The sequence below is a fragment of the Natronolimnobius baerhuensis genome (assembly GCF_002177135.1).
GTDB lineage: Archaea > Halobacteriota > Halobacteria > Halobacteriales > Natrialbaceae > Natronolimnobius > Natronolimnobius baerhuensis.
Genome location: NZ_MWPH01000001.1, coordinates 1,231,487 through 1,257,327 on the forward strand (window position 1 = coordinate 1,231,487; position 25,841 = coordinate 1,257,327).

Annotated in this window: 26 protein-coding genes; 13 read left to right on the plus strand and 13 right to left on the minus strand. The window is 60.1% G+C overall.

From position 1 onward, the window contains the following. Positions 1-32 precede the first annotated feature (32 nt). The 3 genes from B2G88_RS05900 to B2G88_RS05910 are packed head-to-tail and all read left to right on the plus strand — an operon-like array spanning position 33 to position 3,338. Positions 33-860 carry an ABC transporter ATP-binding protein gene (locus B2G88_RS05900; protein WP_087714228.1) on the plus strand — a complete coding sequence of 276 codons (828 nt, stop codon included), beginning with the start codon at positions 33-35 and terminating at the stop codon, positions 858-860. After that, the gene (locus B2G88_RS05905) at positions 850-2,115 is read left to right on the plus strand and encodes an ABC transporter permease (RefSeq protein WP_087714229.1); all 1,266 of its coding nucleotides are present in this window, start codon (positions 850-852) and stop codon (positions 2,113-2,115) included. Before B2G88_RS05900 ends, B2G88_RS05905 begins: the two co-directional genes overlap by 11 nt. Further along, entirely contained in the window at positions 2,112-3,338 is a 1,227-nt protein-coding gene (locus tag B2G88_RS05910; protein ID WP_087714230.1) for an ABC transporter permease, read from the plus strand. The genes B2G88_RS05905 and B2G88_RS05910 overlap by 4 nt, the downstream gene beginning before the upstream one ends. Positions 3,339-3,360: 22 nt before the next feature. On the opposite strand, the gene B2G88_RS05915 is transcribed toward B2G88_RS05910, so the two are convergent. Beyond that, the gene (locus B2G88_RS05915; protein ID WP_054863294.1) at positions 3,361-3,975 is read right to left on the minus strand and encodes an METTL5 family protein; all 615 of its coding nucleotides are present in this window, start codon (positions 3,973-3,975) and stop codon (positions 3,361-3,363) included. Positions 3,976-3,978: 3 nt separating this feature from the next. Then, entirely contained in the window at positions 3,979-4,386 is a 408-nt protein-coding gene (locus B2G88_RS05920) for a hypothetical protein (RefSeq protein ID WP_087714231.1), read from the minus strand. A 143-nt stretch (positions 4,387-4,529) separates the two neighbouring features. Between B2G88_RS05920 and B2G88_RS05925 the strand changes: the two genes are divergently transcribed. Beyond that, on the plus strand, positions 4,530-4,700 hold the full coding sequence (locus tag B2G88_RS05925; protein WP_087714232.1) for a zf-TFIIB domain-containing protein: 171 nt from the start codon (positions 4,530-4,532) through the stop codon (positions 4,698-4,700). 92 nt (positions 4,701-4,792) lie between these two features. On the opposite strand, the gene B2G88_RS05930 is transcribed toward B2G88_RS05925, so the two are convergent. Beyond that, entirely contained in the window at positions 4,793-5,815 is a 1,023-nt protein-coding gene (locus B2G88_RS05930; RefSeq protein WP_087714233.1) for a disk-shape morphogenesis protein volactin, read from the minus strand. Positions 5,816-5,913: 98 nt separating this feature from the next. After that, on the minus strand, positions 5,914-6,819 hold the full coding sequence (locus tag B2G88_RS05935) for a DUF7139 domain-containing protein (protein ID WP_087714234.1): 906 nt from the start codon (positions 6,817-6,819) through the stop codon (positions 5,914-5,916). Positions 6,820-6,974: 155 nt separating this feature from the next. On the opposite strand from B2G88_RS05935, the gene dph2 reads away from it, so the two are divergent. From dph2 to B2G88_RS05960, 5 genes are all read left to right on the plus strand, one after another. Next, entirely contained in the window at positions 6,975-8,024 is a 1,050-nt protein-coding gene (dph2, locus tag B2G88_RS05940; RefSeq protein ID WP_087714235.1) for a diphthamide biosynthesis enzyme Dph2, read from the plus strand. 247 nt (positions 8,025-8,271) lie between these two features. Continuing rightward, a complete protein-coding gene (locus tag B2G88_RS05945) occupies positions 8,272-8,973 on the plus strand; it encodes a DUF7344 domain-containing protein (protein ID WP_087714236.1) in 702 nt (233 codons plus the stop codon). A 103-nt stretch (positions 8,974-9,076) separates the two neighbouring features. Next, on the plus strand, positions 9,077-9,907 hold the full coding sequence (locus B2G88_RS05950; RefSeq protein WP_054863293.1) for an MBL fold metallo-hydrolase: 831 nt from the start codon (positions 9,077-9,079) through the stop codon (positions 9,905-9,907). 69 nt (positions 9,908-9,976) lie between these two features. Further along, entirely contained in the window at positions 9,977-12,226 is a 2,250-nt protein-coding gene (locus B2G88_RS05955; RefSeq protein WP_087714237.1) for an AAA family ATPase, read from the plus strand. A gap of 129 nt (positions 12,227-12,355) precedes the next feature. Then, positions 12,356-13,279, plus strand: coding sequence for a hypothetical protein (locus B2G88_RS05960; RefSeq protein ID WP_054863291.1), 924 nt, complete (start codon positions 12,356-12,358; stop codon positions 13,277-13,279). A 2-nt stretch (positions 13,280-13,281) separates the two neighbouring features. On the opposite strand, the gene B2G88_RS05965 is transcribed toward B2G88_RS05960, so the two are convergent. After that, entirely contained in the window at positions 13,282-13,974 is a 693-nt protein-coding gene (locus tag B2G88_RS05965) for a DUF7509 family protein (RefSeq protein ID WP_054863290.1), read from the minus strand. 96 nt (positions 13,975-14,070) lie between these two features. On the opposite strand from B2G88_RS05965, the gene B2G88_RS05970 reads away from it, so the two are divergent. Beyond that, positions 14,071-14,436, plus strand: a complete 366-nt coding sequence (locus B2G88_RS05970; RefSeq protein ID WP_087714238.1) for an ArsR/SmtB family transcription factor — start codon at positions 14,071-14,073, stop codon at positions 14,434-14,436. Between the two features lie 303 nt (positions 14,437-14,739). On the opposite strand, the gene B2G88_RS05975 is transcribed toward B2G88_RS05970, so the two are convergent. From B2G88_RS05975 to B2G88_RS06010, 8 genes are all read right to left on the minus strand, one after another. Further along, the gene (locus tag B2G88_RS05975; protein ID WP_087714239.1) at positions 14,740-15,771 is read right to left on the minus strand and encodes a tyrosine-type recombinase/integrase; all 1,032 of its coding nucleotides are present in this window, start codon (positions 15,769-15,771) and stop codon (positions 14,740-14,742) included. Beyond that, the gene (locus B2G88_RS05980) at positions 15,764-16,156 is read right to left on the minus strand and encodes a DUF5805 domain-containing protein (protein ID WP_054863289.1); all 393 of its coding nucleotides are present in this window, start codon (positions 16,154-16,156) and stop codon (positions 15,764-15,766) included. The genes B2G88_RS05975 and B2G88_RS05980 overlap by 8 nt, the downstream gene beginning before the upstream one ends. Before the next feature lie 1,744 nt (positions 16,157-17,900). Next, positions 17,901-18,134 carry an HVO_2901 family zinc finger protein gene (locus B2G88_RS05985; RefSeq protein WP_054863288.1) on the minus strand — a complete coding sequence of 78 codons (234 nt, stop codon included), beginning with the start codon at positions 18,132-18,134 and terminating at the stop codon, positions 17,901-17,903. A gap of 223 nt (positions 18,135-18,357) precedes the next feature. After that, complete coding sequence (locus tag B2G88_RS05990) at positions 18,358-19,770, minus strand: class II fumarate hydratase (protein ID WP_087714240.1); 1,413 nt, start codon at positions 19,768-19,770, stop codon at positions 18,358-18,360. A 57-nt stretch (positions 19,771-19,827) separates the two neighbouring features. Continuing rightward, positions 19,828-21,558 carry a PH domain-containing protein gene (locus B2G88_RS05995; protein ID WP_054863287.1) on the minus strand — a complete coding sequence of 577 codons (1,731 nt, stop codon included), beginning with the start codon at positions 21,556-21,558 and terminating at the stop codon, positions 19,828-19,830. A 1-nt stretch (position 21,559) separates the two neighbouring features. Next, on the minus strand, positions 21,560-22,021 hold the full coding sequence (locus tag B2G88_RS06000; RefSeq protein ID WP_054863286.1) for a PH domain-containing protein: 462 nt from the start codon (positions 22,019-22,021) through the stop codon (positions 21,560-21,562). Between the two features lie 79 nt (positions 22,022-22,100). Further along, positions 22,101-22,352: a BolA family protein gene (locus tag B2G88_RS06005; protein WP_054863285.1), complete on the minus strand. Its 252-nt coding sequence runs from the start codon at positions 22,350-22,352 to the stop codon at positions 22,101-22,103. An 88-nt stretch (positions 22,353-22,440) separates the two neighbouring features. Next, entirely contained in the window at positions 22,441-22,770 is a 330-nt protein-coding gene (locus B2G88_RS06010; protein ID WP_087714241.1) for a NifU family protein, read from the minus strand. A gap of 120 nt (positions 22,771-22,890) precedes the next feature. Between B2G88_RS06010 and B2G88_RS06015 the strand changes: the two genes are divergently transcribed. The 3 genes from B2G88_RS06015 (at position 22,891) to B2G88_RS06025 (ending at position 25,818) form a co-directional block, all read left to right on the plus strand. Then, positions 22,891-23,376 carry a DUF7523 family protein gene (locus B2G88_RS06015; protein ID WP_087714242.1) on the plus strand — a complete coding sequence of 162 codons (486 nt, stop codon included), beginning with the start codon at positions 22,891-22,893 and terminating at the stop codon, positions 23,374-23,376. 103 nt (positions 23,377-23,479) lie between these two features. Next, positions 23,480-24,973, plus strand: a complete 1,494-nt coding sequence (gene cysS / locus B2G88_RS06020) for a cysteine--tRNA ligase (RefSeq protein ID WP_087714243.1) — start codon at positions 23,480-23,482, stop codon at positions 24,971-24,973. 131 nt (positions 24,974-25,104) lie between these two features. Continuing rightward, entirely contained in the window at positions 25,105-25,818 is a 714-nt protein-coding gene (locus B2G88_RS06025) for a DUF6517 family protein (protein ID WP_054863283.1), read from the plus strand. Positions 25,819-25,841 lie beyond the last annotated feature (23 nt).

Here is a 25,841-nt window from a genome sequence, read left to right on the forward strand (position 1 = left end):
TCGCATCCACTCGAGTGAGTTGACTACTGTCGATGATTAACCGCGTACTGTCGAGGGCGGCTTCGGCGTCTCGATCCACGACCGGAACGACCCCCGAGTCCGAGGGAGAGGCGACGGCGACGGCTCCGTCCGTGTCTCGAGTCGACGATGGACCACGTGCAGCCGTCCGACTCGAGAACGTGACCCACGAGTACGGCTCGGGTGGCGGCCGGTTCAGTTCGGGCAGTGGACGGACGGTGACGGCGCTCGAAGACGTCTCGGTCTCAGTCGGACGTGGCGAAATCGTCGGACTCGAGGGGCCAAGCGGGAGCGGGAAGTCGACGGTGCTGCATGCAGTCGCGGGGCTGGTCGTTCCAACCGAGGGCACCGTTTCGGTGCTCGAGAACGATCTGACGACGTTCTCGGATCGACAGCGGACGCGACTCCGACGACGCCACGTCGGGATTGTCTTCCAGCGCTTTCACCTGCTGCCGTCGCTGTCGGCGCGTGCGAACGTTGCGCTTCCGCTCGTCCAGGCAGGCGTTCCCAAGCGCCGGCGACGCGCCCGTGCAGAAGAGTTGCTCGAGGCAGTCGGACTCGAGGAGCGAATTACTCACCTGCCGAGCGAACTCAGCGGCGGCGAGCGCCAGCGGGTTGCACTCGCGCGGGCGCTCTCGACCGATCCCGACGTGATCGTCGCGGACGAACCGACCGGCGAACTCGACACGACGACCGGAGGGGATGTGCTCGAGTTACTGACCGACGTTGGGCGCGAGCGCGGACGGGCGGTGCTCGTTGCCTCACACGATGACGAGACACTGTCCGTCGCTGATCGGGTGGTAACGCTCTGCGATGGACAGGTGGTTTCGGATGGCGGATGACACCGATGGCACGCGCCGCGGGCGCTGGAACGCGCTCGTCGGCTTCTCGATTAGTCGGCTGTGGAGTCGTGCGACGCGCACCCGCTCGGGCCGGATCGCAGCGACGGTAACTGCCGTTGCACTGACGATTACGCTTCTGATTGTACTCACCGGCATCGCACTGGCACTTGCCGACGGCGGCGCTCTCAGCGAAAACGACGCAACCGTCGAGATCGAACCCGCCGATAGCGCGTCTGTCTCTGCCATCGACGGCGTCGAAGGCCCACGACTTGGAGAGGCGAACGAACGCGCCGCGACGATCAGCGAGACGGACGGCGTCGATCACGCCTCACCCGTCCTTGTCGAACCAGTCCGTCTCGAGAACGGCGACGGTGAGCCACGAACGATCCTCCTCGTTGGCGTCGTGCCCGATGGTGAGCCACGGACTGTTGCCGGCCTCCCAACGGATGGTCTCGAGGCGGGCGATACCCACTACGATAACGGTTCGTACGCGGGCATGCCACAGGAAGAGATTCTGCTCTCGGAAGCGGCCGCAGAGCGACTTGCGGCATCGGACGGCGACGAACTCTCCGTTTCGGGTGCCGATGCAGCACTGCCGATTGACGAAGCGCCCGCAGTGACAGTTAGCGGCGTCGAACCGGCTGGTGCCGAGGGCGAAAACGAGGCCCCCATTGCACTCGTCCACCTAAGCGAGTTACAGACCGTCTCCGGCGCTGCAGACGGCGAACTCGCAGACCGCGTGCTCGTCTGGGGAGAAGCCGGCACAGCCGAGACAGCAGGTGAAACCGCGTATCCAGACGCCGAAATCGATTCGCCCGACAGCGTCGCTCTCGGCTCGCTGTTCGACGACGGACTGGCACTCGCGACAAGCGTCCTCGCACTCGTCGCCAGCATCGCCATCTGTGCATCGTTCGTCGCGACCACGATGGGCATGACCGTCGACGAAGACCGCCAGACGCTCGCCGTCCTCGAGTCCGTCGGCTTCCCGACACTCAGCCGGCTCGCAGTCGTGGCGTTATCAACGCTCGCGACCACAGCCGTGGGTGCACTCATCGGGGTCGGATTGGGTGTCGGCGCGATACACGTCGTGAACGCGGTTGCGAGTGCAACGATTGCACCGGGTGCTGTCGCTGCAGTGCATCCGCTGTTTATCCCCTACGGCATCGGTGTCGCCCTGCTCGCCGGACTCGTCGCCGTCCCCTACCCGCTCGCAGTCGCCTCGAGAACCTCGGTTGTAGAGGAGGTCAGCCAATGATCAGTGGCACTATCGTCCGTACGAAAGCAGTCACGGGCCTCGCGGTCGCCCAACTGCGCCGGTCACCGGGTCGAACAGCCTTGACAGTTCTTGCAGTCACAATCGCCGTGCTCTCGATTACGCTGCTTGCAAGCCTCGGCGTCGGCGTCGTCGAAACCGGCGAGGACGGCCTCGAGAACGCCGATCAGGATATCTGGATCTCGAGCGACCCGGTCGATCCCTCCGCCAGTGGGACCGAGAATCCAATCGTCGGCTCCCACACCATCGCGGCTGATCTCGTCGAACGCGACGATATGACCTACGCGACGCCGATTGCGATACACGACGTCTATGTCGGGACCGAGCCCGACGAGTTAGAGCGCCGTCCCGCCGTCGGCGTCCAGCAGACGCACGAGGACTTCAATTTCGAGGACGGCGAGGGCTTCGAGACGCCTGACGAAGCCTACGAGGAGCGCTCGAGTGATCCGACGACCGAAGAGATCGTGCTCGATCCGCGCGTCGCAGACGAGATCGGTGCAGGCGTCGGCGACACGATCTACGTCGGTACCAGCCAGGAGACCGCGCCGGACTACGAGTTCACCGTCGTCGGCACGTCGCAGTACTACTCGCAGTTCCTCGGCTCGGAGACGGTCTCGCTCCCGCTGCTCGATCTGCAGGCTGTCGCCGGAACGACCGGCACCGACCGAGCGACGTTCGTCACCGGCAACGTCGCTGACGACGCCGACCGCGAAGAAGTCGCCGCCGACCTCGAGGAGGAGTACCCCGACTACGACGTCCGAACCAGCGACGAGCAGATCGGCGCACTGCTCGAGGAACAGCCCCTCGTCCTCGCAAGCGGCGGGACGCTGGTCGGGCTCGCCGTCGTCGGCGGGCTCGTCCTCACCGTCAATCTGTTCGCGCTCGTCGCCGCTCAGCAGCGAACACAACTCGCAGCGCTGCGAGCGATTGGCCTCTCGCGTCGGCTGCTTGCGGGAACGATTGGGATGCAAGGGCTTCTCATCGGCCTACTCGGCGGCCTCGTTGGGCTCGCGGCAACGCCGCTGCTCGTCCGCGGACTCAACGATCTCGCCGCGTCGGTTGCTGGCTTCGAGGACCTGCTACAGACGCCACTCGAGGTGTACGTCATCGGTTTCGGACTCTCACTCGTCGTCGGCACCGTCGTCGCACTCATCGCTGGCTGGCGAGCGGGACGCTACGCGCGGATCGAACACCTCGAGGAGTGAGACGGTTCAAGCGGCGGTCCACTTACCACTTGATCCGGAACACTTCCGCCTGCAGCGTCGACTCCGCTTCGGAGTGAAACTCAAACCGGTGCGCAATCGGAAACTCGGCCCTGAACGCGTGGGTCACCTCGCCGCCTTCGTCCGCGGCGAACGACTCGACGAACTCCTGACTGCCCTCGTTGTGGATCGTATATGAAACCGTCCCAATTTCGGCTGCAGCCTCGAGAAAGTCCCGATCTGCGTGTCGATTCCCGCGTTGTGCGCCGAAGGGCGGATTCGAAAGCACAGTTGCGTTCTCGAGTGCGAGCGGCGGGGACGTCCCGTCACCGCGAACCCACTCAATGTCCGCAGCGTCGACTCGAGTCGCGTTCTTCCGCGCGGTAGCCAGCGCATCCGAATCGATATCGACTCCGACCACGCGCTCGGCACCAGCAAGTGCGGCCCCAATCGCGAGCATCCCCGTTCCAGTCCCGAGGTCGACGACCGGCCGCGAGCAGTCGCCCTCGAGTGCAGCCAGATGACAGACGTGGGCGGCAATTTCGGGCGGCGTGAGATACTGCTCGAGGTCGGGCGAGGGATCAGCAAAATCAGCGACTGACTCGAGTTCCCGAGCAAGCGAGCGACGAGACAGCGACATACCCTAGTGGTAGCGCTCGAGCGTCATAGGCCCCTCGAGATCGAAAACGATCCCCTCGCGATCAGCGCGTTCGGCACAGGCCTCGAGTGCAGGTTCGACTGTCTCGGCCTCGGCAACGTCGTCGATGGTGACAGTCACGGACCCGACGCCGAGGAACGAACCGGCACGAACGTAGCCACGAATCCGGTCGATTTCGTCCTGCGTCGCGAGCGAACACGTTTCGTCAAAACAGGCGTCGATGGTGAGTTCAGTCGGTGCGAGACCGTCGTCGGCAAAGTCGCGTTTCAACTCTCGCAGATACGACGGGGCCGTCGACTCGAGGGCACGCGCCTCGAGTGTTACCGGGGTGACATCCACTGGTCGACACCCCTCGAGTGGTGATTCGTGGTCGGCAGACGAGGTCAGGCTCATACAGAGAGTATACACATCCTGCATACAAAAAGTTTTGTAGATGCACAGTAGTAATACCCGATGGGTGAAGTTGGCAGTCTCTGCCCCACCAGTTTCGTGACAACTTCGCATAGAGTTAAGGACAGGCCGTTCGAAGGCATTCTATGGACGAGTGTCCCCGGTGTCAGGGCTCGCTCGAGGAACTCTCCCTCGGTGACGTATCGACCGTAACCTGTCCCCACTGTGAGTTTGCGGACATCCCGGTCGACCACGACCGCGTCCCCGACACACCCGAATCCTGGCGGGACGCTCTCAATCGGTTCTACGAACAGTAAAGCTAGTTGCGTACTCGGTCTCGAGAACGCAGTCGCTCTTGTGTGGTAGTTTCTCGAGAGAGAACACCAAAATTGGTGCTTGCTGCGTGTCGTTACTCAGCAGCGGCTGCGTCGGCGTCTTCTTCCTCAACGTCGACATCCTCATCGGAGCGGGCGGCGACGAGGCCACCACGGGCGACGCTGTAGAGCGGTTCGTCGGCGTGGGTCACGCCACTGATCGAGAACGGAATGTTCGCTTCGTTCAGGTGGTCACGGAACAGATCCTCGAAGCCGCTTGGACTCGAGGTCCCGCCGGTGACGACGACAGGGACGTCGAGGCCTTCCTCGACGTCTTCCTCGTCGACTTCCGAGACGATGTTCTCGATAACGTAGTCAAGCAGGTTCTCGTAGTAAATCGAGAGTGCACCTTCGACGCCACCGACGTCGGTGGTGAAGTCGAGTTCGAAGTCGTCCTCTTTGATCGAGGTGACCTTGTCGACGGGCGTGCCTGTTGCGCGGGCGGCCTGCTCGTCGACCCAGTCGCCACCGCGGGCGACGGAGAACTTCATGACGGGAACTGCGTAGTAGGACAGACAGACGTTCGTCATGCCAGCACCGAACGAAATTCCGAGGCCGGTGAAGTTGTTGTCCGCGAGTTCGGAGTAGATGACGGACATCCCCTCGTTGATCGGCTCGGAATCGTAGCCCATGTCGTCGAGGAAGGACTCAATCGTCTTCTGGTGATACAGCGTCGAGAGATCGGAGTCAATTGGATCGGCAGGGGACGAGAAATACAGTTTCTCGTCAGGATAGGCCGGCTCGCCGACGACCTGTTCGATGATGAGTTTCATCATCGGAATCGCGCTTTGTTCGTCGTTCGACAGGATCCCGTGTTTCATCGGGCGCCGGGTTTCCTTGTTGAAAATGTTCGCAAAGTTCAGGGCGTCGTCACCGACGACGTAGACCTTATCATCTTTGCGAATGTGAAGCACTTCACTTCGCGAGAGCATCTGCTCGGCCATATCCGAGTACTCAATTTCCACGAAGGAGTTACGCTGTTGCACGAAAACCGTGTCGGATCCATCCTGCTGTGCAGACAGGATGTTCATCGTCCCAACGTCTAGGCCTTTAGCCATAGTTGCCCAAGGCGGCTGACGGATTATAAATCTATGTGCATTGATTTCATTTTGTGAAAATACAGAAAAATATAGTATTTACGTCAATTTATAAGTGATTAATTGCGCCGCAGACGGTTCCGCAAGGACGCTAGTATACCCGTCACCGAGTCACCAATTCCGCCGTCGTCCGTCGCCAACTCCTCAGCACGCTGTTGCTCACGAAGCTCTTTCAGTTTCTGTGTCTGATCGTCGACCGTCGCACTCGAGGTGGTCGTCTTCGTGTCGCCGCCTTTGAGTCCCTTGAGGCCGGCGACCTGTGCGTCGACGCCCGAGGAGCGGGTGGTCGTCGTGCCGACGCTGTCAACGTCGACCTCGTCGAACTCGTTTTCGGAGAAACTCAGGCGCTTGTGCTCAGTTTTCTGGACGCCACCCCAGGAGAGTTCGACGTCTTCCATCGCGGCGTCGATGTCGCTCTGGATTTCCTCGTCGGTGTACGACTCATCAGGTTCATCGTCATCACCGACCATAACCCGATCTGCCTCTCGAGCCATGTCGAGGTAGTGAGCGATTAACGCCGCGCCTGTCGAGGCAGTCAACCCGGCCAGACCAACGGCGTACGTTGCGGTAACCTCGACCGTGTAGTCCGTCTCGCCCATGAAGTTCCAGCTGTCTGGATAGGCAATCACGAAACCCACTGTCGCGCCAACCGTGATGACCGCGCCCGCCGTCGAGACGCCGAGTGCCTTCTTACTCGAGGGCAACAAGACGACGAGCCCGAGAATCATCGCCGGCAGTGAGAGCATCCCGAGCGCGTAGGCGGGTTCAACCCAGGTAAAGTAGGCCGAATCTGCGCGACTGAACGTGCTGCTCCAGAGGAAGAGAATCAGTGCGACGACCGCCAACCCAACCCCGCCGAGAAAGAGGCCGAATCCGACGTACACGTCAGTCCGATTCTCCGGTTCACCGATATACCGGCGATAGAGGTCGAAGAGATATCCGTCTGAGGACTGTTCCGCTGACATTAGCTCCCCGTTTACACTCCAGTACTATGACTGTTGGGTCGAAGCGAGGGAGGGTGGAATCGGCGAAACCCAATTCCTCACCTGCCGGCTACGAGTCCGTCAACTGATTTTCGAAAAGCGCCGCCGTTATACGTCCGTGGCCGTTATCACGGTCAATGAGCCAGGAGACGGAGTATACCGAGGGAGACCTCCGAAACACCGGAATGCAGCTGAAACACGACCGCGAGTGGGACTACGAACTCGAGCAAATTATCGACGCCATCGAGGAGCGAGACGCCGAGAAAGTCGGCCTGCAGTTCCCCGAGGGACTCAAACGCCGCGGCCCGAAAGTGGCAGACGACCTGCGCAAGTTGACTGACGACGACGTCACGTTCATGCTCTCGGGGCAGCCCTGTTACGGTGCCTGCGACCTCGACACCTATCTGATGAAACGCACCGACGTGTTCGTGCACTTCGGCCACTCGCCAATGAAGAACACGGACAAGGTCATCTACGTGCCGCTGTTCTCGAACGTCGAGGTCACGCCGATCATGGAAGACGCCCTCGAGACGCTTGATGACCCCGATGAAACGGAAGACGTCGGCCTCGTGACGACGGCCCAGCACATGAACCTCTACGAGGAGATGACCGAATTCCTCGAGGAACGCGGCTATGAGGTCCACAGCCGCCGTGGCGACGACCGACTGACCCACGAGGGACAGGTACTCGGGTGTAACTACGCGAGCGCGGACGTGCCCGCGGACCAAGTGTTGTACGTCGGTGGCGGGAAGTTCCACCCGCTCGGGCTGGCAATGGAACACCCCGACAAACACGTCGTCATCGCCGATCCAGTCAACAACGTCGTCACCGTCGCCGACACCGAAAAATTCCTGAAACAGCGCTACGGCGCAGTTCATCGCGCGATGGACGCCGAGAAGTGGGGCGTCATCTTCTGTACGAAAATCGGCCAGGGTCGCTGGGACCAAGCCCAGGAGATTCTCGAGAACAACGACAATGCCTACCTCATCACGATGGACGAGGTCACCCCTGACCGCCTCCTGAACTTCGATATGGACGCGTTCGTCAACACCGGCTGTCCGCGAATCACGACCGATGACGGGCCGCGCTTCCACAAGCCGATGCTCACCCCCGGCGAGTACGAAATCGCCGTCGGGAACAAGCCACTCGAGGACCTCTCCTTCGATACGTTCCACGGGACCTGGTAGTCACAAACGCTTTTCGAGCGCTGTTCACGGCTATCGTCGTTAGTGAAAGCAAAACGCGAGTAGAGAGTGATCTCCAATCCGCTACGACAGCAGTACACAAATTCGAACCAGTAGCGAAATACGAATAAACTATTCACAGAACGTTACGTATATTCTCGAGAATTTCACGTGTATGGTAGTAAAACACCACTTACTCCAAATTGATTTGGAACAGTTCTTTTGCCCAAACGGTCCCGACCAGTAAGTGATGAGTAATGCAGATGTCGGCGGACGAACGACGCCCTCCCAAGAGAAGCTCTTCAAGTTGCTCGCAGACGAGTCCCGTCGTGAAGTACTTCGGCTCGTCGCCGACCGCTCCCCGACCGGGATCACACCTGGTGATCTTGCATATGAGATCGCTGCAGTAACAAATGACAAACCGCTTGCCGAAGTCACAGATGACGAACACCAACGTGCACGCATTGACTGTCAGCACCGACTCCTCCCTGCCCTGAAAGACGCAGACGTTCTCGACGACGAAAACGGCATGCTCGTCGCAACCGACGCACTGCCAGACGCGACTCTCGACACCATTCGGGCTGGCGACGACCATCCCTCGAATGCAGATCTCGAGACAGTGTTCAGCGCACTCGCCGACGAGCGACGGCGGACGGTCCTCGCCGCCCTAGCCAATCAGAGCGACACGGTGTCGGTCGACGCACTCGCTCGAGTCGTTGCACAACGCGAGCCGTCGGCCGACGACACGACAGCAGCGGTCGACAGCATTCGGACATCACTGGTCCACGTCCACCTGCCACTGCTTGCCGACGCCGACCTGATCAAGTATGAAACCGAGTCGGGACAAGTCATCGCCGCGGATACCGCCGCACAGTGTGTCTCCTGGTTCGAGTCCGATGACGAGGGTATGACCGGAGAGTGTGCAGCTCTCCAGTCGGAAGTCCCGCTGTAGGTCGTGTTTGTCGCTCTACACCCGCACTATTCTCACCGCTCGCCGTCGCTCGAACTGCGAACTCGACAGCAACATTTACGCAGCCGTTGGTCTATCATCACGTATGGTCGAAAGCGACTGGGGAGACTGGCTTGTTCGCGACGTCGAAAACGCAACACCGGAAAGCGTCGGTATCTGGTATCTCGGCTGCAACGGCTTTATCCTCAAAGGTAGTGCAGGAACGACGATCTATATTGATCCCTATCTGAGCCTTGGCAATCCGCCACGGACGGTCCGAATGATCCCGGTTCCGTTCGATCCCACCGATGTCAGCGAGGCCGACGCCGTCCTCGCCACGCACGAACACACGGACCACGTCGATGGGCCGAGCCAGGCACCGATCCTCGAGAACACGGGCACAACGTTCTACGGGGCAGACGACAGCCTCGCGGTAACGGACGAAGAAGGCTGGACCGACGAGTGGGATATCAACGACGACCAGTTCAGCGAAGTCGCCGAAGGCGACACCCTCGAGATCGGCGAGTTTACGATTCACGTCGAAGCAGCCCACGATCCCGACTCGACGCATCCGGTTAGCTACGTGATCGAACACGAGAGCGGAACCATCTTCCATGGCGGCGATACGAAGCCGAGCGACGAGTTCGCCCGCATCGGCGAGGAGTACGATATCGATCTGGGCATCCTCGCGTTCGGAACGGTCGGCCGCGTCCCCGATTCAGACACCGGCGAGCCAACGCGAACCCGCTGGTACAGCGACGAAAACCAGATCATCGAGGCGACAAACGACCTCCAACTCGACCGGCTCCTCCCAAGTCACTGGGATATGTGGAAGGGCATGACCTCGGACCCGAAAATCCTGCACCATCACGCCAAGAGTTTCGAGTTCCCGCGCCGACTCGAACTCGCCGAGATCGGTGATCGCGTCGATCTCTAGATGCGTACATGACCTAAATTTGATATTCTTCCGTATCATTTATAACAATGGTGGGGCAACGTTGCCCGCATGAGCAGTACCGCCGATACGGACGAAGTGATCGAGGTCAACGCCGACGGGCTAACCGTCCGGAAGACGTTTACGGCGGATGAGTTCCCCGTGCCTGCGATCCGCTTCGCGATTGAATCCGAGCGAGACACACAGGTTACGTTTCGACTCTCCGAGGATATCCCTGAATCGTTCCCAATGGACAAAGTCGGCTTCCACCCCGACTATCACAGCGACGACTGGACCGCATTCCAGGACAACCACGTCGAATTCACCGGCACGCTCGAGGCCGGTGCGGAACTTGTGACGGTGTACGGTATTCGCATCGACGACGAGCGCACCGCCGAGGCATTTCTCACCGAGCCAACGGTTGTCGAGGTCAGTGCCGACGACGAACCCACAACCGAGGGTGACGAAATCGACGACGCCGTTATCGACAGCATTGTGTCCGAAGACCGGAATCAGGCCGTCCGAGAAATGATCTCGGGCGACTCGAGTACCGTTCCTGGACTCGACGATGCTGCCGACGAAAGCGACACGGCAGACGCCGACGACGCCGAGTCCACCCCCGACAGCGACGAACAGTCGGCTGCCGAGGAGACAGCAGCCGACGCTGCAGTCGACGTCGAAGAGCCGGCTCCTGATGATTCGGAATCGGTGACAGACGATGCCGATACTGACGCCGAGGACAACGGCGACGATGGCGGACTCGACCTCGATCTCAGTGACGTCGATACCGAACCGGATCTCGAGGCCGACGATGACGTCGACGACGACACGCCGGACATCGACCTCGGCTTCGAAGAAGACGAAATTCCAGACCCCGAACCCGTCGCCGAGGACGAGGAAGACGACCTCGAGACCGACGACGACCTCGAACTCGAGGTTGATCTCGAGGATGGCGACGACGACGGTGACGAACCAGAACTCGATCTCAACCTCGAGGATGCGGCAGCAAGTGTCGACGACGAGAGCAATGACGAGGAGACACTCGATCTTGAGGACGGCGAGACTGACGACGATCTCGAATCTGACGCAGATGAGACACCACTCGAGGACGACGAGGATGCCCTCGCAGCTGTCGATGAAGACCTAGACGCCGAGGAACCAGCTGCCGACGACCTCGAGCCAGTCACAGACGAGAGCGACGAGCCTCTCGAGGCTGACGACGAGGAAGACGCTGTTTCTGCCGAGGACGACGCTGTCGAGATGCCTGCCAGCGCTGACGATGCACCTACCAGCGACGGCGCTGACGATGCGTCTGGCACTGATGACGGTGTCGACGTCATCGCCGACACCCCGGTCGCACAAGAAGAAGAGAAACCAACAACAGACACAGCCCCTGAGACAGCTACTGCGGGTGCCGTCACTGACGACACCGACGCTGTCGCTGCCGCACTTGCCACCGAACTGCGTGCCGGCACCGTCGACGAGCGCGACCTCGAGGTGCTCCAGTCCGAGCTTGGAGCCGAACTCGATACTGCTGAAATCGCCCGACTCGACCACCTCCAGAGCCGCATCGAAGCGGTTGCCGCCTACACTGACGCCCTCGAGCAGTTCCTCAACGAACACGGCACCGGCAAACAGCTCATCGACGAGGTCAAATCCGATCTCTCTGCCCTGCAGGCTGACGTCGCGTCGATAGATAACCGACTCGGCGGGACCGAAACCCGCCTCGACGACTTCGGAAGCGAACTCGACACCCTCACCGAGTGGACGACCGACCTCGAGGAGGAACTCTCCGGACTCTCGGATCTTCCCGAGGGCGTCGAGTCACTCGAGGCTCAGACAGCCGATCTCGAGGGCGGCCTCGAGGCAGTCACGGACGACGTCGAAACCATCGAATCCGACGTGGACGCCGTCGACGAACACGTCGAGGCCGTCGAAGAGGACGTCGAAACGGTTGCAGACGATGTGGCTGCCGTCGACGAACATGTCGAAGCCGTCGAAGACGATGTCGAAACGGTTGCAGACGATGTGGCTGCCGTCGACGAACACGTCGAAACTGTCGACAGCGATGTCGTTGCACTCGTCGACGACGTTGACGACCTCGAATCTGATATCGACGACGTCGCAGACACCACGGAGACACTCGAAACGGATGTCGACGACCTCACCGGCGACCTTGAGGCCGTCGAAAACGACGTGGACGACGTTTCCGACCACGTCGAGGACGTCGAATCCGATCTCGAGTCGCTACAGGAAGACGTCACCGACATACAAGAGTGGCGTGACCAACTCGGCTCGATGTTTGCAGACGGCGGCGAGTAATACTGCCGGACAACACGAGTCTCGAAGGTTCGACCGCCCGAGGGTCGGACATCTGTACTGAGTTTTGTCTGAGCGTGTAAATAGCGGAAAACACAACTCGTTTATCCGTCGCCGGCGGAGTCTGGGTCGATGGGCGAGACGATTCCGATTGCAGTCCCGCGAAAAGGCCGACCGCTCGAGTCAGTACTTGATCGACTGGCACGACGACTCGGCCAGCCAGACCTCGCGGACGAAATTTCTTCGACGCTTCGCCACGAAAAGGCACTCACGAAAGGCTCACTCGAACCCGATGAGCCAAACGTCTACCATCGTCTCGCCGACTACAGTTCCGTCGACGATCCGACCGCCCCCGAATACACCCTCTTGCGGGACGACCGCGCCGGCAAACCGCGCCGAATCGTCTTCGACAGCGTCACGCTCCCGCTCGAGGATGTCGACGCCATCGACTCTGACGGCGAGATTCAACTCATCGGCCGAGAGGAACCGTTCCGTGCGCTTCGAACCCACGAGTTCGCACTGGGCTTCGACAGCGCCGACCTCATCCTCGAGGAAGTCGTCCAACTCCGGCCGGAGCCACTTGACCGAATCGAAGCGATTAACGAACGAATCGATCCTGCCGATACGGACGTTCGCGTTATTACGGGGCTCGGCGATACCGTCTACCACACACTGATGGCGACGCCCGAGGTCGCACCGCCATCCGAACACCTCGACCGTGACTTCCTCGAGACCTACGAGGGGCCACTTTGTATCGAACCGCGATATGAACGACTCGTCCAGGCCGTCCTCGGCACCCGGACACTCGACGGCGTCAACTTTCAGTATCCAGTGGCCCACCGCGAGGAAGAAGCTGCAATCGCTGACGCCGGCCTCGGTGTCTATCTGACCGTCACCGGGTCGACCGCCCGCGAACACGGTCTCCTGCTCGGCGAGCAACTGTTCCCAAGCGAAACCATCCTCCTCGAGAACAGTTCCGAGACAACCGACTCCGTCGATGCCGTTCGTTCGCTGCTAAACGGTGGCGACCTCGAGACCGAACTCGCCGTCGAATAAGTTCACCGAGCAAGTGGCACAACGTACGACTCGACGAAATCAACCAACCGTTCGACTAATTCCTCGCGGTCGGCGAAATATCGAAAGCGAAGGTCGTAGGCATCGTCCATTTCGTCAATCGAAGCGCTGCTGAATCGTGGTTCGTAGACGGGGCCGTTCTCGCCGTGTGTTTTGGTCGCCTCCGCGAAGAGACAGAACGTTCGTGGGTCACGGCGTCGCGTTTCGGGGTCACGAAGGCGAAAGTGTTCGGGAATTGCACCCGCTTCCGCACCGGCCCCAGTCGTGAGCCCGGCTTTCGTGAAGACGAAGGCGTTTCCCGCACTCGCGGTCGCGAACGCGACGGACTGATCGATAACGGCCATCCCCGACTCCGGGAGTTGTTCGCGCTCGGCTTCCCGTCTGGTCGGAATGTCGACATCGCTCGCGATGAACGCCGTTGTCCCCGTTTCGTCCGATACGCGCTCACAGATCGTCCGCAACGTCGCCTCGATTGCATCGGGTGCGCCAGCACCGGCCTGCGGTGCGAGCGGATCCGGCGGCAACGGATAGCCATCGTCAGGATACAGATACGACGGATCGAGCAGCCGATACGGCCCCATAAGAAACACGAACGTATCGTCCGGATCCGCATCCGGAATCGACCGAGCGATAATCGTCTCGACCGGCGTGCCATCGTACTCCGTGAGTGTACTCATTGCTTCACAATCCAAACTGCTGAATAGTAAATCTCGTGTCGAACATTCGTCTTAACGATGATTAAGTCTAAGTCACTCGAGTGTGTACTCTCGTGTATGAGCGAACGCGAAATCCAGCCAACCGACCACTCCGTGGCCCAAGAACGCATCAAAGCGAACCTCCTCGAGAACACGCTTGACCTCGAGCGGGAAGCGGATCGACTCGGTGCGATGGGCGAACCCACGCGCTTTACCATCCTCTATCTACTCGCCGAAGAGGGCCAACTCCAAAGTGGCGAACTCGCCGACTTGCTCGAACGGCGCCAAAACGATCTGTATCACCACCTCAACACGCTCGAGGATGCCGGACTCGTCGGTAAATTCCGCGAGGGCGGACAGCGAGTGTACGAACTGTCGCCGCTCGCCGAAGGCTTCGTCCCACACATTTTCGATGCGGTGAGCGCTCGCGCCGAAGCCGTCTAAGGCGATATCCGTTGCTGATTTTCTGTGCTGTTGTGTCGCTGCTTGCCTCGCTCGAGTGACGTTATCTCGACGAATCAGTGAGAGCGGACTCAAGGCGCCCAATATACTCGTATTTGACGTGAACTGTTGCGAGTCAGATCTTCATTTTCCATATAGCGATATAGACTTCATGTGGTCGGTATCGAACGTGCTTTGAGGGTAGAATACTAATTTCCAATGGGAATTGTAGAACAGATATTGGCAATATGAGTATCTCAGACGAGCCACGAACACCACTCGAGTGACGGTCTTACGCGAGACTCGCTAGCCAGAGATCGTATAGATGTGCTCGAGATAGGTATCTCGGACGCGATTACCCCAGTTGTGAGTGTACGTGTCGATCACGTCGCTAGCGACATCGCCCCGGAGGTACTGGACGATACCCCGGTCTCCAGTTCGATCCCGCAAGTGCGTCGTGAAGAAGTGCCGGAAATAGTGGGGCGTTACATTCTCAGCTGCCCCGCCACCAGTTCGGTACCAGCCGCGATCCGCTGCGTAGGAGGTCACGACGTGATGGACGATTTTCGGCGTGAGTCGCTCCCCCCAGTTGTCGGCCGTCCCGACGAACAGTGGTTCCGGCGTCTGACCCCCAGGGTTCGAGGGCGTATCAGGGCGGATCGCGAGCCACTGCACCAGCGCTCGTTTGACCTCCTCGTCGATTGGGATCACCGTCTCACGTTTTCGCTTGTTCGATGCAGTCCGCTGCTCGCCGCCCGATTCCTCACCATAGGTGTGTTCGGTCGAAATGAACAGTGAATCCGGCCGGCCGGCGATGTGCGCCCGTGGCTGCCAGTCCTTGGCCCCGTGTGCGAGGTGACAGTCGATCAGATCGAGATTACAGAGTTCGCCCGCCCTGAGCCCGGTCTTCAGCAAGAGGACGATGATCGCCCGGTGTAGCGGATGGCGAACGTCAGCGACGAACGCACGCATCTCTGCGAGCGTGATATCTCGCCGCGTCGGATTCGACTCGATAGTTTCGTTCATCTCCTCTAAGACGACCGTCATCGGGTTCTCCTCGGCGTGGCCAACCCGCTCGAGGTAGCTGTAGAAGCGGTTGAGATACGACGCATACGTCGCCACAGTGCTTTCGGAGTGGGTCGACCGCATCTCATGGATCCAGGCCATACAATCGCGATAGCTGGCCGCTGGCGGCGTCGTATCGAATCGTTCCTGGAGGAACGTCTCGTACTCCGAGAGGACCCGACGATAGGCCGCTGCAGTGCGTTCGTTCCGGCCGTGGTGCTCGATATCCTGCAGGAAGTACTCGATGGTGTCTACGTGTTGGCCCTCACTCATTCTCAGTCACCACGTAGCCGCCATCGCGGCCGCTATAGCGAACCAGATTTTCGTCCTGTAAACGCTGCAGTTCGGCATCGAGATCGTCCTCAACATCGTCGATCAAGGCGTCGACGAGTTCGTCCCAATTCTTGACACCTTCGCGCTGAAGCACCTCGAGAATGCGGTCGCCGAACCCCTCCGACTGGTCGGTTTCCCCACCCTCGTTCGGGGGTGTTTCCCCATCCCCACTCGAGGGCACTTCGAACGTACTTCGACCGGACTGGACCATCGTCCGAACGAACTCGCTTTGACTCATCTCGAGGTCGTCGGCGTGGTCCTGCCAGGCCTCTTTTTGGTACCGTGGCACATAGGTTTTCACGGCGACTCGGTCGTCGGCTGCCATAGCCGGCACCACTCAGGGGACCCACTTCAATCTGGCCCATTCTCGGAGATAAATGCCCTTATTTTCGAATGTAGCCATTTGTATTGCGGGTTGGTGGGGATTTAGATTCAAAAAGAGTGCCAAAAATAGACAGAATATAGTGCTATAGAGGAATATAACAAGTGCATTCACGAGTGGTGAGAACAATGGACACACTTCATTGGGACTGAACACGATCCAGTAGATAGCTAGAAAAACTCGATAGCGCTCTGTGGTACCAAACAACGTACCGACATTTCTCGAGAGTCAAACACAATTAATAATACAAGATTTCCAGACTAGTTGTTCCAGAGATACAATTTAGAAGGGTATTTTGCGCGCCTAGACCCTAGGGGTCGCGGTGGTGAAACAGGGTTTCAGATAAATTTATTTCTTGTTTATATTAGTTAGAATAAGGTTATAGAAAGGAGGAACAATAGTAGCCAGACGGATCAAATTTGAGGGAGAAATGCGGAGTTTTTGATTTCTGAGAGACGTGTTTCAAATCGGATAAATGAGTGTGTTCCAGATCGGATTCAGAATAACTCTCAGTCCTATCTGAATTCAAGTTTGAGTTCAAAATCGGCGAGCGAAGAGTCGGCCGTCGTCGAACAACCACTGATTTTTACAGCGTTAATCGTGTGTACCGAATCCGGGTTGAAGTACAGGGGGAGAACTGTTGCAACGGACTCAAGGAACAGACACGAATTGAGTCACCAGTACGAGCTCAGTAGCGAGAACACAGCAGCTCAGACGAGCGGTCATCGGGAACACAGCGGAGTGTTCTGTGACCGCACTGGAGAATGGTGTTGCGAGCAGCGGCATGAGGCCAGGTCTGTGGGGGCGAAAAGCGAGCGGACCCGCTCAGTGTCGATGTACACTCGAGTTTTGCTCCCGAATCGGTGTTTCCACAGCTTCACGGATGGGGAGAGTAACCGAAAGCGTCGAGATCAGACTGGGAACAACGAGAGTCCAGGACTCGAGCGTACTGCCGGAGGCACTCGCGACATGATGGCTATAGTAGTAACTGCAACTCTGGGCACACAGGGTGTACAGTTCATCCACGGGTACTCTGTACCCGTTCGCATAGGTCACGAGATCTTTGATCCCGCGGTATTCGCTAATTTGCGGTTATCATTCCTTCGTTCGGTCGTGGATCGTGCCTCTTCGTCTGCTCACGGCGCAAAGCGCCGTTTGCATGGTATGCGAGACCCCGGTCTCGCACTATTTGCTTTGCCGCGGTTCTCACTCACTTCGCGGCTCACGGGTCGTTCCTCCCCGTTCGCTAATCCGCGGCTCTCACTCACTCCGTTCGTTCCGAACCGCGTACCCGTTCCGAACCGCGCTCGCTCCAAGCATACTCACCCCGAACCTCGCGCCCATCGTGGGATCAGGTGTCCACTGACGGACAATGCATACAATAGCTGTTCGTGACGATGAACCGCTGTCAACGACCGTAGCGGCCAGTACTGGGATCGATCTGCCGGACAGATCGTGGGTTGAACGAGCAAATCATGCGAGTTGTTAACACATATTTTGAGAAGAAATTGTGCTCGAGACGGCCCAGATAAATCATATTTCGCTATACCTAAATGAGTGTCTCAAGGACAGTCAGCGAGAGTGATACTGACCCTATCGAGAAATCGCAGACGACAACACAGCAGGTGGCCTCGCCCCAGACCACAGCCCCCATCGCAACAGTCTCGAGAAGTGTTCAGCGCGACACTCAGTGCGTTGCAGTTCGGACGTCTTCGACGCGATAAAGGTCGTCTTTCAGTCCGTCCCCATCACAGTCGTCGGTCGGACACTCGTAGTGCCACCCATCCTGTGTTGCCTCGCCCTCACTGAATCGCTCGCCACAGACCTGGCAGAAAAGTTGCCCCTTCTGACAGGTATCTCGGTGTAACTCGAGTGCAAGTTCGGTCTGGAACGACTGATTGCAGTTGCGACAGGTGTGCATATTTCGTCTGACGCGAGCGTTCGTCAAAACTGCTTGGATTCGTTTATTCCGGCGGATTCTGGTTCGATTCGGCTCCAGGGTGTCGATTTGGATCGAACATCCTGGAAAGAAAGAGAAGTCAGCACTCGTGTGTACTGAAACTCGAGTGATCGGTCCGCTGGTAGATCAGACAACGAGGTGGATCGAAGCAACTCGAGACGCTGAAAGAATCGAGCGGAGTGCGTTAGTCGTCCTGACCCAGAATGCCCCGCTGGGCCATCTTCCGTGGATCGAGCACTTCGTCGGCTTCCGCTTCGTCGAGGTAGCCCTTCTCGAGGACGACCTCACGAACCGTTTTGTCCTCTTTGAGTGCCGTTTTGGCGACCTCGCTCGCTTTGTCGTAGCCGATGTGGACGTTCAGCGAGGTTGCCATCGCCATCGACTGTTCGACCTGATTCGCACAGAACTCGTCGTTGGCCTCGAGCGGGTCGACGAAGCGCTCGGCGAAGACCTGACCCGAGTTCGAGATGAGTTCAGCGGACTCGAGGAAGTTGTGTGCGAGGACGGGTTTGTAGAGGTTGAGATCGATCTGTCCTTCAGCAGCACCGGCGGAGACGGCGGCGTCGTTGCCGACGACCTGCTTGTGGACCTGATTGACGGCTTCGGCGACGACCGGGTTGATCTTGCCGGGCATGATCGACGAACCTGGCTGGTTCTCTGGCTGTTCGACCTCGCCGAGACCGTTCCGTGGGCCGGAGGCCAGCAGACGCAGATCGTTTGCGATCTTGTTGAGCGAGCCGGCGACGACGCGGAGCGCGCCGTGGGCTTCGGACATGGCGTCGTGGGCGGCCTGGGCCTCGAAGTGGTTGTCCGCTTCGCGGAACTGGACGCCGGTCTCTTTGGTGATGTACTCGGCAGCGCGGCCGGGGAACTCCTCGTGGGTGTTCAGGCCCGTGCCGGTCGCGGTGCCACCGAGGGCGAGTTCGGCGAGGTGTTCGCGAACCTTATCGACGCGCGAAAGTCCCTTCTCGACCTGCGTGCGGTAGCCGCTAAACTCCTGGCCGAGGGTTACAGGCGTCGCGTCCTGCAGGTGCGTGCGGCCCGTTTTGACAACATCGTCAAACTCCTCTTCTTTCGCCTCGAGCGCTTCACGAAGCGTATCGAGTGCTGGAATGACGTCTTTTTCGACGGCCTCGAGCGAGGCGACGTGCATCGCGGTCGGGATGACGTCGTTGCTCGACTGGCCGTAGTTGACGTGGTCGTTCGGGTGGACGACGCGGTCACCGATCTCTGCGCCCATGAGCTCGGCGGCGCGGTTGGCGATGACCTCGTTTGCGTTCATGTTCGAGGAGGTGCCGGAGCCGGTCTGGAACACGTCAACGGGGAACTGCTCGTCGTGTTCGCCCGCAATGACCTCGTCTGCGGCCTCGATGATGGCGTCGGCGACGTCGTCCTCGACGAGATCGAGGTCGCGGTTTGCCTGTGCGGCGGCCTTCTTGACGACACCGAGCGCGCGGATGAATCGCCGGCTGAACGAGATTCCCGAGATAGGGAAGTTCTGGATGGCGCGCTGGGTCTGTGCGCCCCAGTAGGCGTCTTTCGGTACCTGCATCTCACCGAGGCTGTCCTCCTCGAGTCGGTAATCGTCATCTCCCATACGCTAAGAGAGTCGGCCGGTCAGGTAAAAGGCACCGAAACCAACGGCACAACAGGATCAGGTAAAGTCGACGGAGAGGCCGAGGTCGTCGCTCTCGGCTCGCTCGCGCAGGGCAGATTGCAAGCGTTTTCGGCTCATCTGGTGAATGTCGCGGGCGTCCTCGAGGTCGATGTCGTAGATGGTCGTCGAGGACCAGACGAACGACTGAGAACTTGCAGTGTCGACGACGAGCGAAGCGAGCCCAAGTCGGCGCTGGAAGATCGACCGGCGCGTGTTGACGGTCTGAATGCGGTAGTAGGGAATGACGGTCGTTCGGCGTCGCCAGAAGCCGCTGCGGACGACGAGGTGGTCGTCGCCGACGAAGTAGCCGATGTTGACGTACCGAAGGTGAGCGGCTGGCGGGACGGCAACGAACACAACGGCGGCGAGATACCACTGTTCGAATGCTGTCACAGTGGAGAGTCCAAACGCGAGCGCGACGATCACGGCGGCAACGAGCGAGTAGCGCACAAGGTACCGTCGCCGTGCGACTGTCGGCGGACTGCTGAATTTCGGTGTCTCGACGCCGGTGAGGTTCTCGGTGAATCGATAGACGCGCCCGCGCTGGGCCAGCGGGACGGCAGACTGACTGCCGCCGTTGCTGTCGGGACCGTAGCCGGCCGTTTCGACCCACAGGCCGGCGTATTCGATCTGGCGCTGTAGCGGGTTGTCGGTGACCGTAATCGACTGGACTTTTTCGGATGGAATCGAGCCGCTGTAGCGCTGGAGCAGCCCGCGTTCGTAGACGAAGTCCTCGCCAACGCGCCCGAGTTCGAAGTCATAGTAGGTCGCAAACGTGTAGGCAACGCTGAGTACGTAGGCGATCAGGACGCTGATGAACCCCGAGATGATCGTGAGGATTCCGTAGCTCCCGGCGTTTCCACCCTCGAGATCGGCTGGCCCGCCGAAGGGTTGTGCGAGGGTGACGAACAGGTTGAGCACGGTATCCGTCGCAAAGAAGAAAATGAACAGAAGACCAGCAGCGGCAGCGGGACGGAACGACGTAAACGAGTACAACAGGAGCTCTTTCGCCTCGAGGTCGAACAGTCCCTGTCGGCGCTGGCTCGGGTGAGGCGCTGTCGACTCGGCGTCGGCCGTCGGGTCCGCCTGACGCATGTGTGGGGGTCGTTCCGGGCCGATTTCGTCGGGGCCCAGGCCGGGTGTGGGTTCGCCAGTCTGTGTCTCTGGCTCGGCCACGTCCGGTCGCTGTTGGTCGGCACCGTCGAGGTCACTGTCACGGTCGACAGCAGCCGAGTGGGAGTTGGCCGCGGCTTCGTCGCGACGGCGTTGCTGGCGGCGTTCTTTCACCTCGGCGGTGCGCTGGCGGATTTCTGATTGGAGGCGGTTCGCTTCTGCCTCGCTGACGAAATTGAGCGCCGCTTCGCTCTGGCCGCCACCGGCCGTTTCAATCGAGACGATTGCGAGGCTAAGCAGGCGCTGAATGACGCCCTGGCGGATATCAACGTTCTGAATCCGGCCGTACGGGATTTCTCGGTCGCGGCGGGCGAACACACCGGATGCCACATCGACGGTATCCTCGGTGATCTCATAGCCAAAGCGGTAGTAGTACGCGATGCCGTAGGCGCTTCCAATCAGAAATCCGAACGGCGCGGCAACGACCGTCCAGCCACCGCTGATCGGATCGAAGACCGCTGCGAGACCGATGACGGCGACCATCGGAATCCAGAGCCAGATGAACGCATACTGCAGGGCGTACATGACCGCGCTGAGTGGGTGCAGTCGATTCATGTTAGACAGCGTCGTCAGCCTCGCTCTCGACGGCCAGTTCGCGAAGTGTATCCTGTAGTTCTCGAGCACGATCCGGCGTCAGCCCCGGAATCCGAACGTCTGCGTTTCGCGTCCCCGCCGTGTAGACGACGACACTCGAGAGGCCGAGCATCCGTTCAATCGGTCCGAACTGGGTGTCGACGTGCTGGACGCGAACGAACGGGACGGCGGTCTCGACGAACGTAATCACCCCGCGCTCGAGGTAGAGCGCGTCCCCTTGTAGTTCGAAACGCCAGATCTGGTAGAGACGAACGGCATGGGCGACAGCGGCGATGAGGACGAGACCGGCGAGCCCGCCGATGATGGCCGTGGGCACGTCGACGAACAACTGATCGGCTACCACGAGGGCAACACCGAGAACGACTGCCATAATGACACCCTGGGCGATCCAGAGGAAGCGAATTCGCGGGTGAAGCGACTCCATACTGCTATCGTATCAGGAGAGAAGGAAAAGTCTGCGGGTCCTGGTTCAGCACGCGGCGATGCGAGGACGGGACGCGGCGCTACTCGAGGTCGTCGTACTCTTCGGGCGTGTACGTCGAGAGTTCGAGGGCGTGGATGTCGGTCGTCATGTGATCGCCGAGGGCGTCGTACACCAGTTGATGCTGCTGGACCAGTGAGACGCCGTCGAATGCGGGCGAGACGACCGTCGCTGCGAGATGGTCCTCGTCGTGTTCATCACGCGCGTGCGTGACGGTCGCGTCGGCGTCCTCGAGGTTCGACTCGATGAGTTCTGCGACGGCTTCGGGCTTCATATCCGTGTGATGAGCGCCTCGAGGCAAAAACGCCGCGGTCTGTGACGGACATGGCTGCGATGACGGCGAAGCGCCAGCGCCCTGAGCATCAGAAGGGCGTATCCGGCGGCACGTCGGGTCCCGACCCCGACCCCTGCGTGGCCATACCGTCGAAGCCGGTGGAAACGGTGACGTGATCGATGGCGTCGATTTCGGCCGGCAGCCGTCGCTGGATCGCCTGGGTGGTCATCGGGCTGACGCCACACCCGCTGCAGGCACCGGTGAGGTTGATTCCAACGCGGCGCTCCTCGAGGTCGACTTCCGTGATCGTCGATTCGCCGCCGTGCAGTTCGATCTGTGGAAAGTTCCGCTGGAGGAACAGGGACACGGCCGTTCGAACGTCGTCCTCGAGAGACGCGTCCGACTCGGAGTTGCTCATACGCTTCGTAGCGGTCGAAGGGATTTAATCTTGTTCGCGAACAGCGGCCGAGGACAGTCTCGAGCACCGGCGGTTGCAGATAGCGGCGACTTTATGTCATCACGGGACGCGCACCCCGATATGTCACTGGCAGCCGAGACGCGCCGTGTCGCCGACCAACACCCGTTTCTCGTCACGGCGCTCCGGGCGGGTATTGTCAACTATACGGCCGCGGCACGCTTTCTCGAGGTCGACGGCGAGACGGACGCAGTTGCGACCGCGCTGCGCCGGTACGCTGAGGAGCTGCCGGAGTACGAACCCGAGTCCCGAGATGTTCGCGTCCAGATGGAAAGCGGAATTGGTCCGATAGACGCCGGTACCGACACGCTTGTTTCGGTTGGCGGAACCGGATTCGGCTCGAATGGCGGTGATCAGACGGCCATCTTCGCAACCGGCGCAGTCGATGGCGCGGCACTGGCTGCAGTGCTTCAGGCGCTCACACTCGAGGGCATCGACCCAACCGCAGCGGCCGTCGGCGACGGCACGCTTCTCGTTGTCGTTGATCGACTCGAGGGGGCGAACGCGCTTCGGGCGGTCGAAGACGCGCTTGAGAGCGTTCCACAGTAGTACAAGAGGGAATTACTGGAGGATGAGAACGTATCGCTAGACCAATTGCGTGATGAGCGGGCCATAATAGCGTTTAACTGGGGTCCGCGGGTAGACGTTCGTAATGACCCTACACGTGACGAACACGTTGACGGGCGAGACGGAGCCGTTCGAGCCACAGGACCCCGAGAACGTACTGCTGTACTACTGTGGCCTGACGGTCTCGGATCCGCCCCACCTGGGCCACGCGCGGTCGTGGGTCCACGTCGACGTCATGCACCGCTGGCTCGAGTACCTCGGCTACGACGTGCGTCACGTCGAAAACTTCACGGATATCAACGAGAAGATCGTCGCCCGCGTGGGCGAGGACGATCTCGGCGAGGGCGAGTCAGCAGTCGCCGAGACGTATATCGAGCGCACGCTGTCGGACATGCGTTCGCTGAATCTCCTGCGCGCGGAGGTCTACCCGCGCGTCTCCGAGCACGTCCCCGAAATCATCGATCTCGTCGAGACCTTGGTCGAGAAGGACTACGCCTACGAATCCAACGGCTCGGTCTACTTCGACGTCGCCGCCTTCGAGGAGTACGGCAAACTCTCGAACCAGGATCTCGAGGAGATCGAATCACAGGGCGATCCCGAGGAACGCTCCGAAAAGCGCAATCCGGCGGATTTCGCGCTCTGGAAGGCAGGCGGCGTCGACGAAGGAGCGGTCGCCGAACACCGTCACGAGGGCGCTGCCGACCCAGAACACGCCTGCGAGACCTCGCTGACGTGGGACTCGCCGTGGGGCGAGGGCCGGCCCGGCTGGCATATCGAGTGCTCGGCGATGAGCATGACCCATCTCGGGGAAACGCTCGACATCCACGTCGGCGGCCGCGATCTCGTCTTCCCACACCACGAAAACGAGATTGCCCAGTCTGAGGCCGCGACCGACCAGGAGTTTGCGAACTACTGGCTCCACTGCGAACTGTTCCAGATGGCCGACGAGAAGATGTCCTCAAGTCTGGGCAACTTCGTCACCGTCGACGACGCCATCGACCAGTGGGGAACGAACGTGATGCGAACGTTCCTCACCGCCGGCTCGTACAACAGTCAGCAACTCTACTCCGATGAGACCATCGCCGAGGCCGAAGAGCGCTGGGACCAACTCGAGCGTGCTTACGAGGCGGCCGTCGACGCAGTCGACTCCCCCGACGCGGGAACGAAAGTCGAGGACGAGGCGCTTCGGACAGCCGTCGACTCGGCCCGTGACTCGTTCATCGCAGCAATGAACGACGACTTCAACACGCGTGAGGCGCAGTCTGCGTTGCTGTCGATTGCCTCGGCGATCAACGCTCATCTCGAGGACCGTTCGGAGTACGACTACCGCGGCCTTTGCGACGCCGTCGACGCACTCGAGGAACTGGGCGATGTCCTCGGGCTCTCCTTTACCGGCGAGACGGACGGCAGCGCCGAGTTGGCGGGCGATGTGGTGGAACTCGTTCTCGACGTTCGCGAGCAAGAGCGAGACGACGGCAACTACGAGCGCGCAGACGAACTCCGCGACGAACTCGAGGCGCTCGGTATCGAAGTCCAGGATACCGACGACGGCGCGACGTATCGGCTGCCGTCCGAATAACACTGGGGACGGACCGCGGCCAGTCGCGCACACGCACTCGAGGTACTCAACGACTGTGCGTTTCTCGAGGATCAGTCTCGCACCGAGAGTGTCGGCACGACACTTATCCGCCCGTTTGTTGAGGGTAGCGTATGGATCGACGGCGGTTCGTTGCAGCGGTGGCAGTCGGCGGACTCACAGCAACGGCCGGCTGTCTTGGCAGCGTCGAACAGTATTTTGACGACCTCACAACGGTTACTGCATCGCCAGCAGTCGTTTCGCAGTCGGCAGTTTCGGATGCCGGCTACGAGTATCAGGGGACGCTGGAAGTCCTCGAGACGGAGACGATTGTCGGTCAATCCGTCGACGCGATCAACTACATCAGTCAGTATACGCGAACGATCAGTACGCCGTTCGGGGTGCTCGGCGGCGAGGCCGAAGCCGGCGTCTTCGCTGCGATTACTACCCCTCAGGTGAGGATTATCGGTGAGAACTTCAACCCAATCAGCGACATGACAACCGCCGAAATCGCCGAACACGTCCAGGATCAGTACGCCGAACTCGAGGTGGGCGAGAAACTCGCGGAGCGAACTGTCGAGGCACTCGGCGGCGAGATTTCGGTGGATACGTTCGATGGCGAGGCGACGCTGCATGGCTACGAGGGCGTCGATGTCTACATCGACATTTCACAGCCCGACTACGGCGGCGACCATTTCGTCCTCGTCGGCGTTTATCCCGACGCTGGCACGCTCGACCGCGAGGACGAAGCCGAGCGAATTGATACGCTTCTGGCCGGCCTCGAGCACGGCGACGACGTCGAGGCAGACATCTCGAGGGAAGACACCACGCTACAAGGCGATGAGTGATACTGCTAGAAAGAACGATATAA

What these genes read in the sequence shown, in the direction of transcription:
- B2G88_RS05900 (WP_087714228.1), top strand. Translation starts at nt 33, where the DNA reads ATGATTAACCGCGTACTGTCGAGGGCGGCTTCGGCGTCTCGATCCACG.
- B2G88_RS05905 (WP_087714229.1), top strand. Translation starts at nt 850, where the DNA reads ATGGCGGATGACACCGATGGCACGCGCCGCGGGCGCTGGAACGCGCTC.
- B2G88_RS05910 (WP_087714230.1), top strand. Translation starts at nt 2,112, where the DNA reads ATGATCAGTGGCACTATCGTCCGTACGAAAGCAGTCACGGGCCTCGCG.
- B2G88_RS05915 (WP_054863294.1), bottom strand. Translation starts at nt 3,975, where the DNA reads ATGTCGCTGTCTCGTCGCTCGCTTGCTCGGGAACTCGAGTCAGTCGCT.
- B2G88_RS05920 (WP_087714231.1), bottom strand. Translation starts at nt 4,386, where the DNA reads ATGAGCCTGACCTCGTCTGCCGACCACGAATCACCACTCGAGGGGTGT.
- B2G88_RS05925 (WP_087714232.1), top strand. Translation starts at nt 4,530, where the DNA reads ATGGACGAGTGTCCCCGGTGTCAGGGCTCGCTCGAGGAACTCTCCCTC.
- B2G88_RS05930 (WP_087714233.1), bottom strand. Translation starts at nt 5,815, where the DNA reads ATGGCTAAAGGCCTAGACGTTGGGACGATGAACATCCTGTCTGCACAG.
- B2G88_RS05935 (WP_087714234.1), bottom strand. Translation starts at nt 6,819, where the DNA reads ATGTCAGCGGAACAGTCCTCAGACGGATATCTCTTCGACCTCTATCGC.
- dph2 (WP_087714235.1), top strand. Translation starts at nt 6,975, where the DNA reads ATGAGCCAGGAGACGGAGTATACCGAGGGAGACCTCCGAAACACCGGA.
- B2G88_RS05945 (WP_087714236.1), top strand. Translation starts at nt 8,272, where the DNA reads ATGAGTAATGCAGATGTCGGCGGACGAACGACGCCCTCCCAAGAGAAG.
- B2G88_RS05950 (WP_054863293.1), top strand. Translation starts at nt 9,077, where the DNA reads ATGGTCGAAAGCGACTGGGGAGACTGGCTTGTTCGCGACGTCGAAAAC.
- B2G88_RS05955 (WP_087714237.1), top strand. Translation starts at nt 9,977, where the DNA reads ATGAGCAGTACCGCCGATACGGACGAAGTGATCGAGGTCAACGCCGAC.
- B2G88_RS05960 (WP_054863291.1), top strand. Translation starts at nt 12,356, where the DNA reads ATGGGCGAGACGATTCCGATTGCAGTCCCGCGAAAAGGCCGACCGCTC.
- B2G88_RS05965 (WP_054863290.1), bottom strand. Translation starts at nt 13,974, where the DNA reads ATGAGTACACTCACGGAGTACGATGGCACGCCGGTCGAGACGATTATC.
- B2G88_RS05970 (WP_087714238.1), top strand. Translation starts at nt 14,071, where the DNA reads ATGAGCGAACGCGAAATCCAGCCAACCGACCACTCCGTGGCCCAAGAA.
- B2G88_RS05975 (WP_087714239.1), bottom strand. Translation starts at nt 15,771, where the DNA reads ATGAGTGAGGGCCAACACGTAGACACCATCGAGTACTTCCTGCAGGAT.
- B2G88_RS05980 (WP_054863289.1), bottom strand. Translation starts at nt 16,156, where the DNA reads ATGGCAGCCGACGACCGAGTCGCCGTGAAAACCTATGTGCCACGGTAC.
- B2G88_RS05985 (WP_054863288.1), bottom strand. Translation starts at nt 18,134, where the DNA reads ATGCACACCTGTCGCAACTGCAATCAGTCGTTCCAGACCGAACTTGCA.
- B2G88_RS05990 (WP_087714240.1), bottom strand. Translation starts at nt 19,770, where the DNA reads ATGGGAGATGACGATTACCGACTCGAGGAGGACAGCCTCGGTGAGATG.
- B2G88_RS05995 (WP_054863287.1), bottom strand. Translation starts at nt 21,558, where the DNA reads ATGAATCGACTGCACCCACTCAGCGCGGTCATGTACGCCCTGCAGTAT.
- B2G88_RS06000 (WP_054863286.1), bottom strand. Translation starts at nt 22,021, where the DNA reads ATGGAGTCGCTTCACCCGCGAATTCGCTTCCTCTGGATCGCCCAGGGT.
- B2G88_RS06005 (WP_054863285.1), bottom strand. Translation starts at nt 22,352, where the DNA reads ATGAAGCCCGAAGCCGTCGCAGAACTCATCGAGTCGAACCTCGAGGAC.
- B2G88_RS06010 (WP_087714241.1), bottom strand. Translation starts at nt 22,770, where the DNA reads ATGAGCAACTCCGAGTCGGACGCGTCTCTCGAGGACGACGTTCGAACG.
- B2G88_RS06015 (WP_087714242.1), top strand. Translation starts at nt 22,891, where the DNA reads ATGTCACTGGCAGCCGAGACGCGCCGTGTCGCCGACCAACACCCGTTT.
- cysS (WP_087714243.1), top strand. Translation starts at nt 23,480, where the DNA reads ATGACCCTACACGTGACGAACACGTTGACGGGCGAGACGGAGCCGTTC.
- B2G88_RS06025 (WP_054863283.1), top strand. Translation starts at nt 25,105, where the DNA reads ATGGATCGACGGCGGTTCGTTGCAGCGGTGGCAGTCGGCGGACTCACA.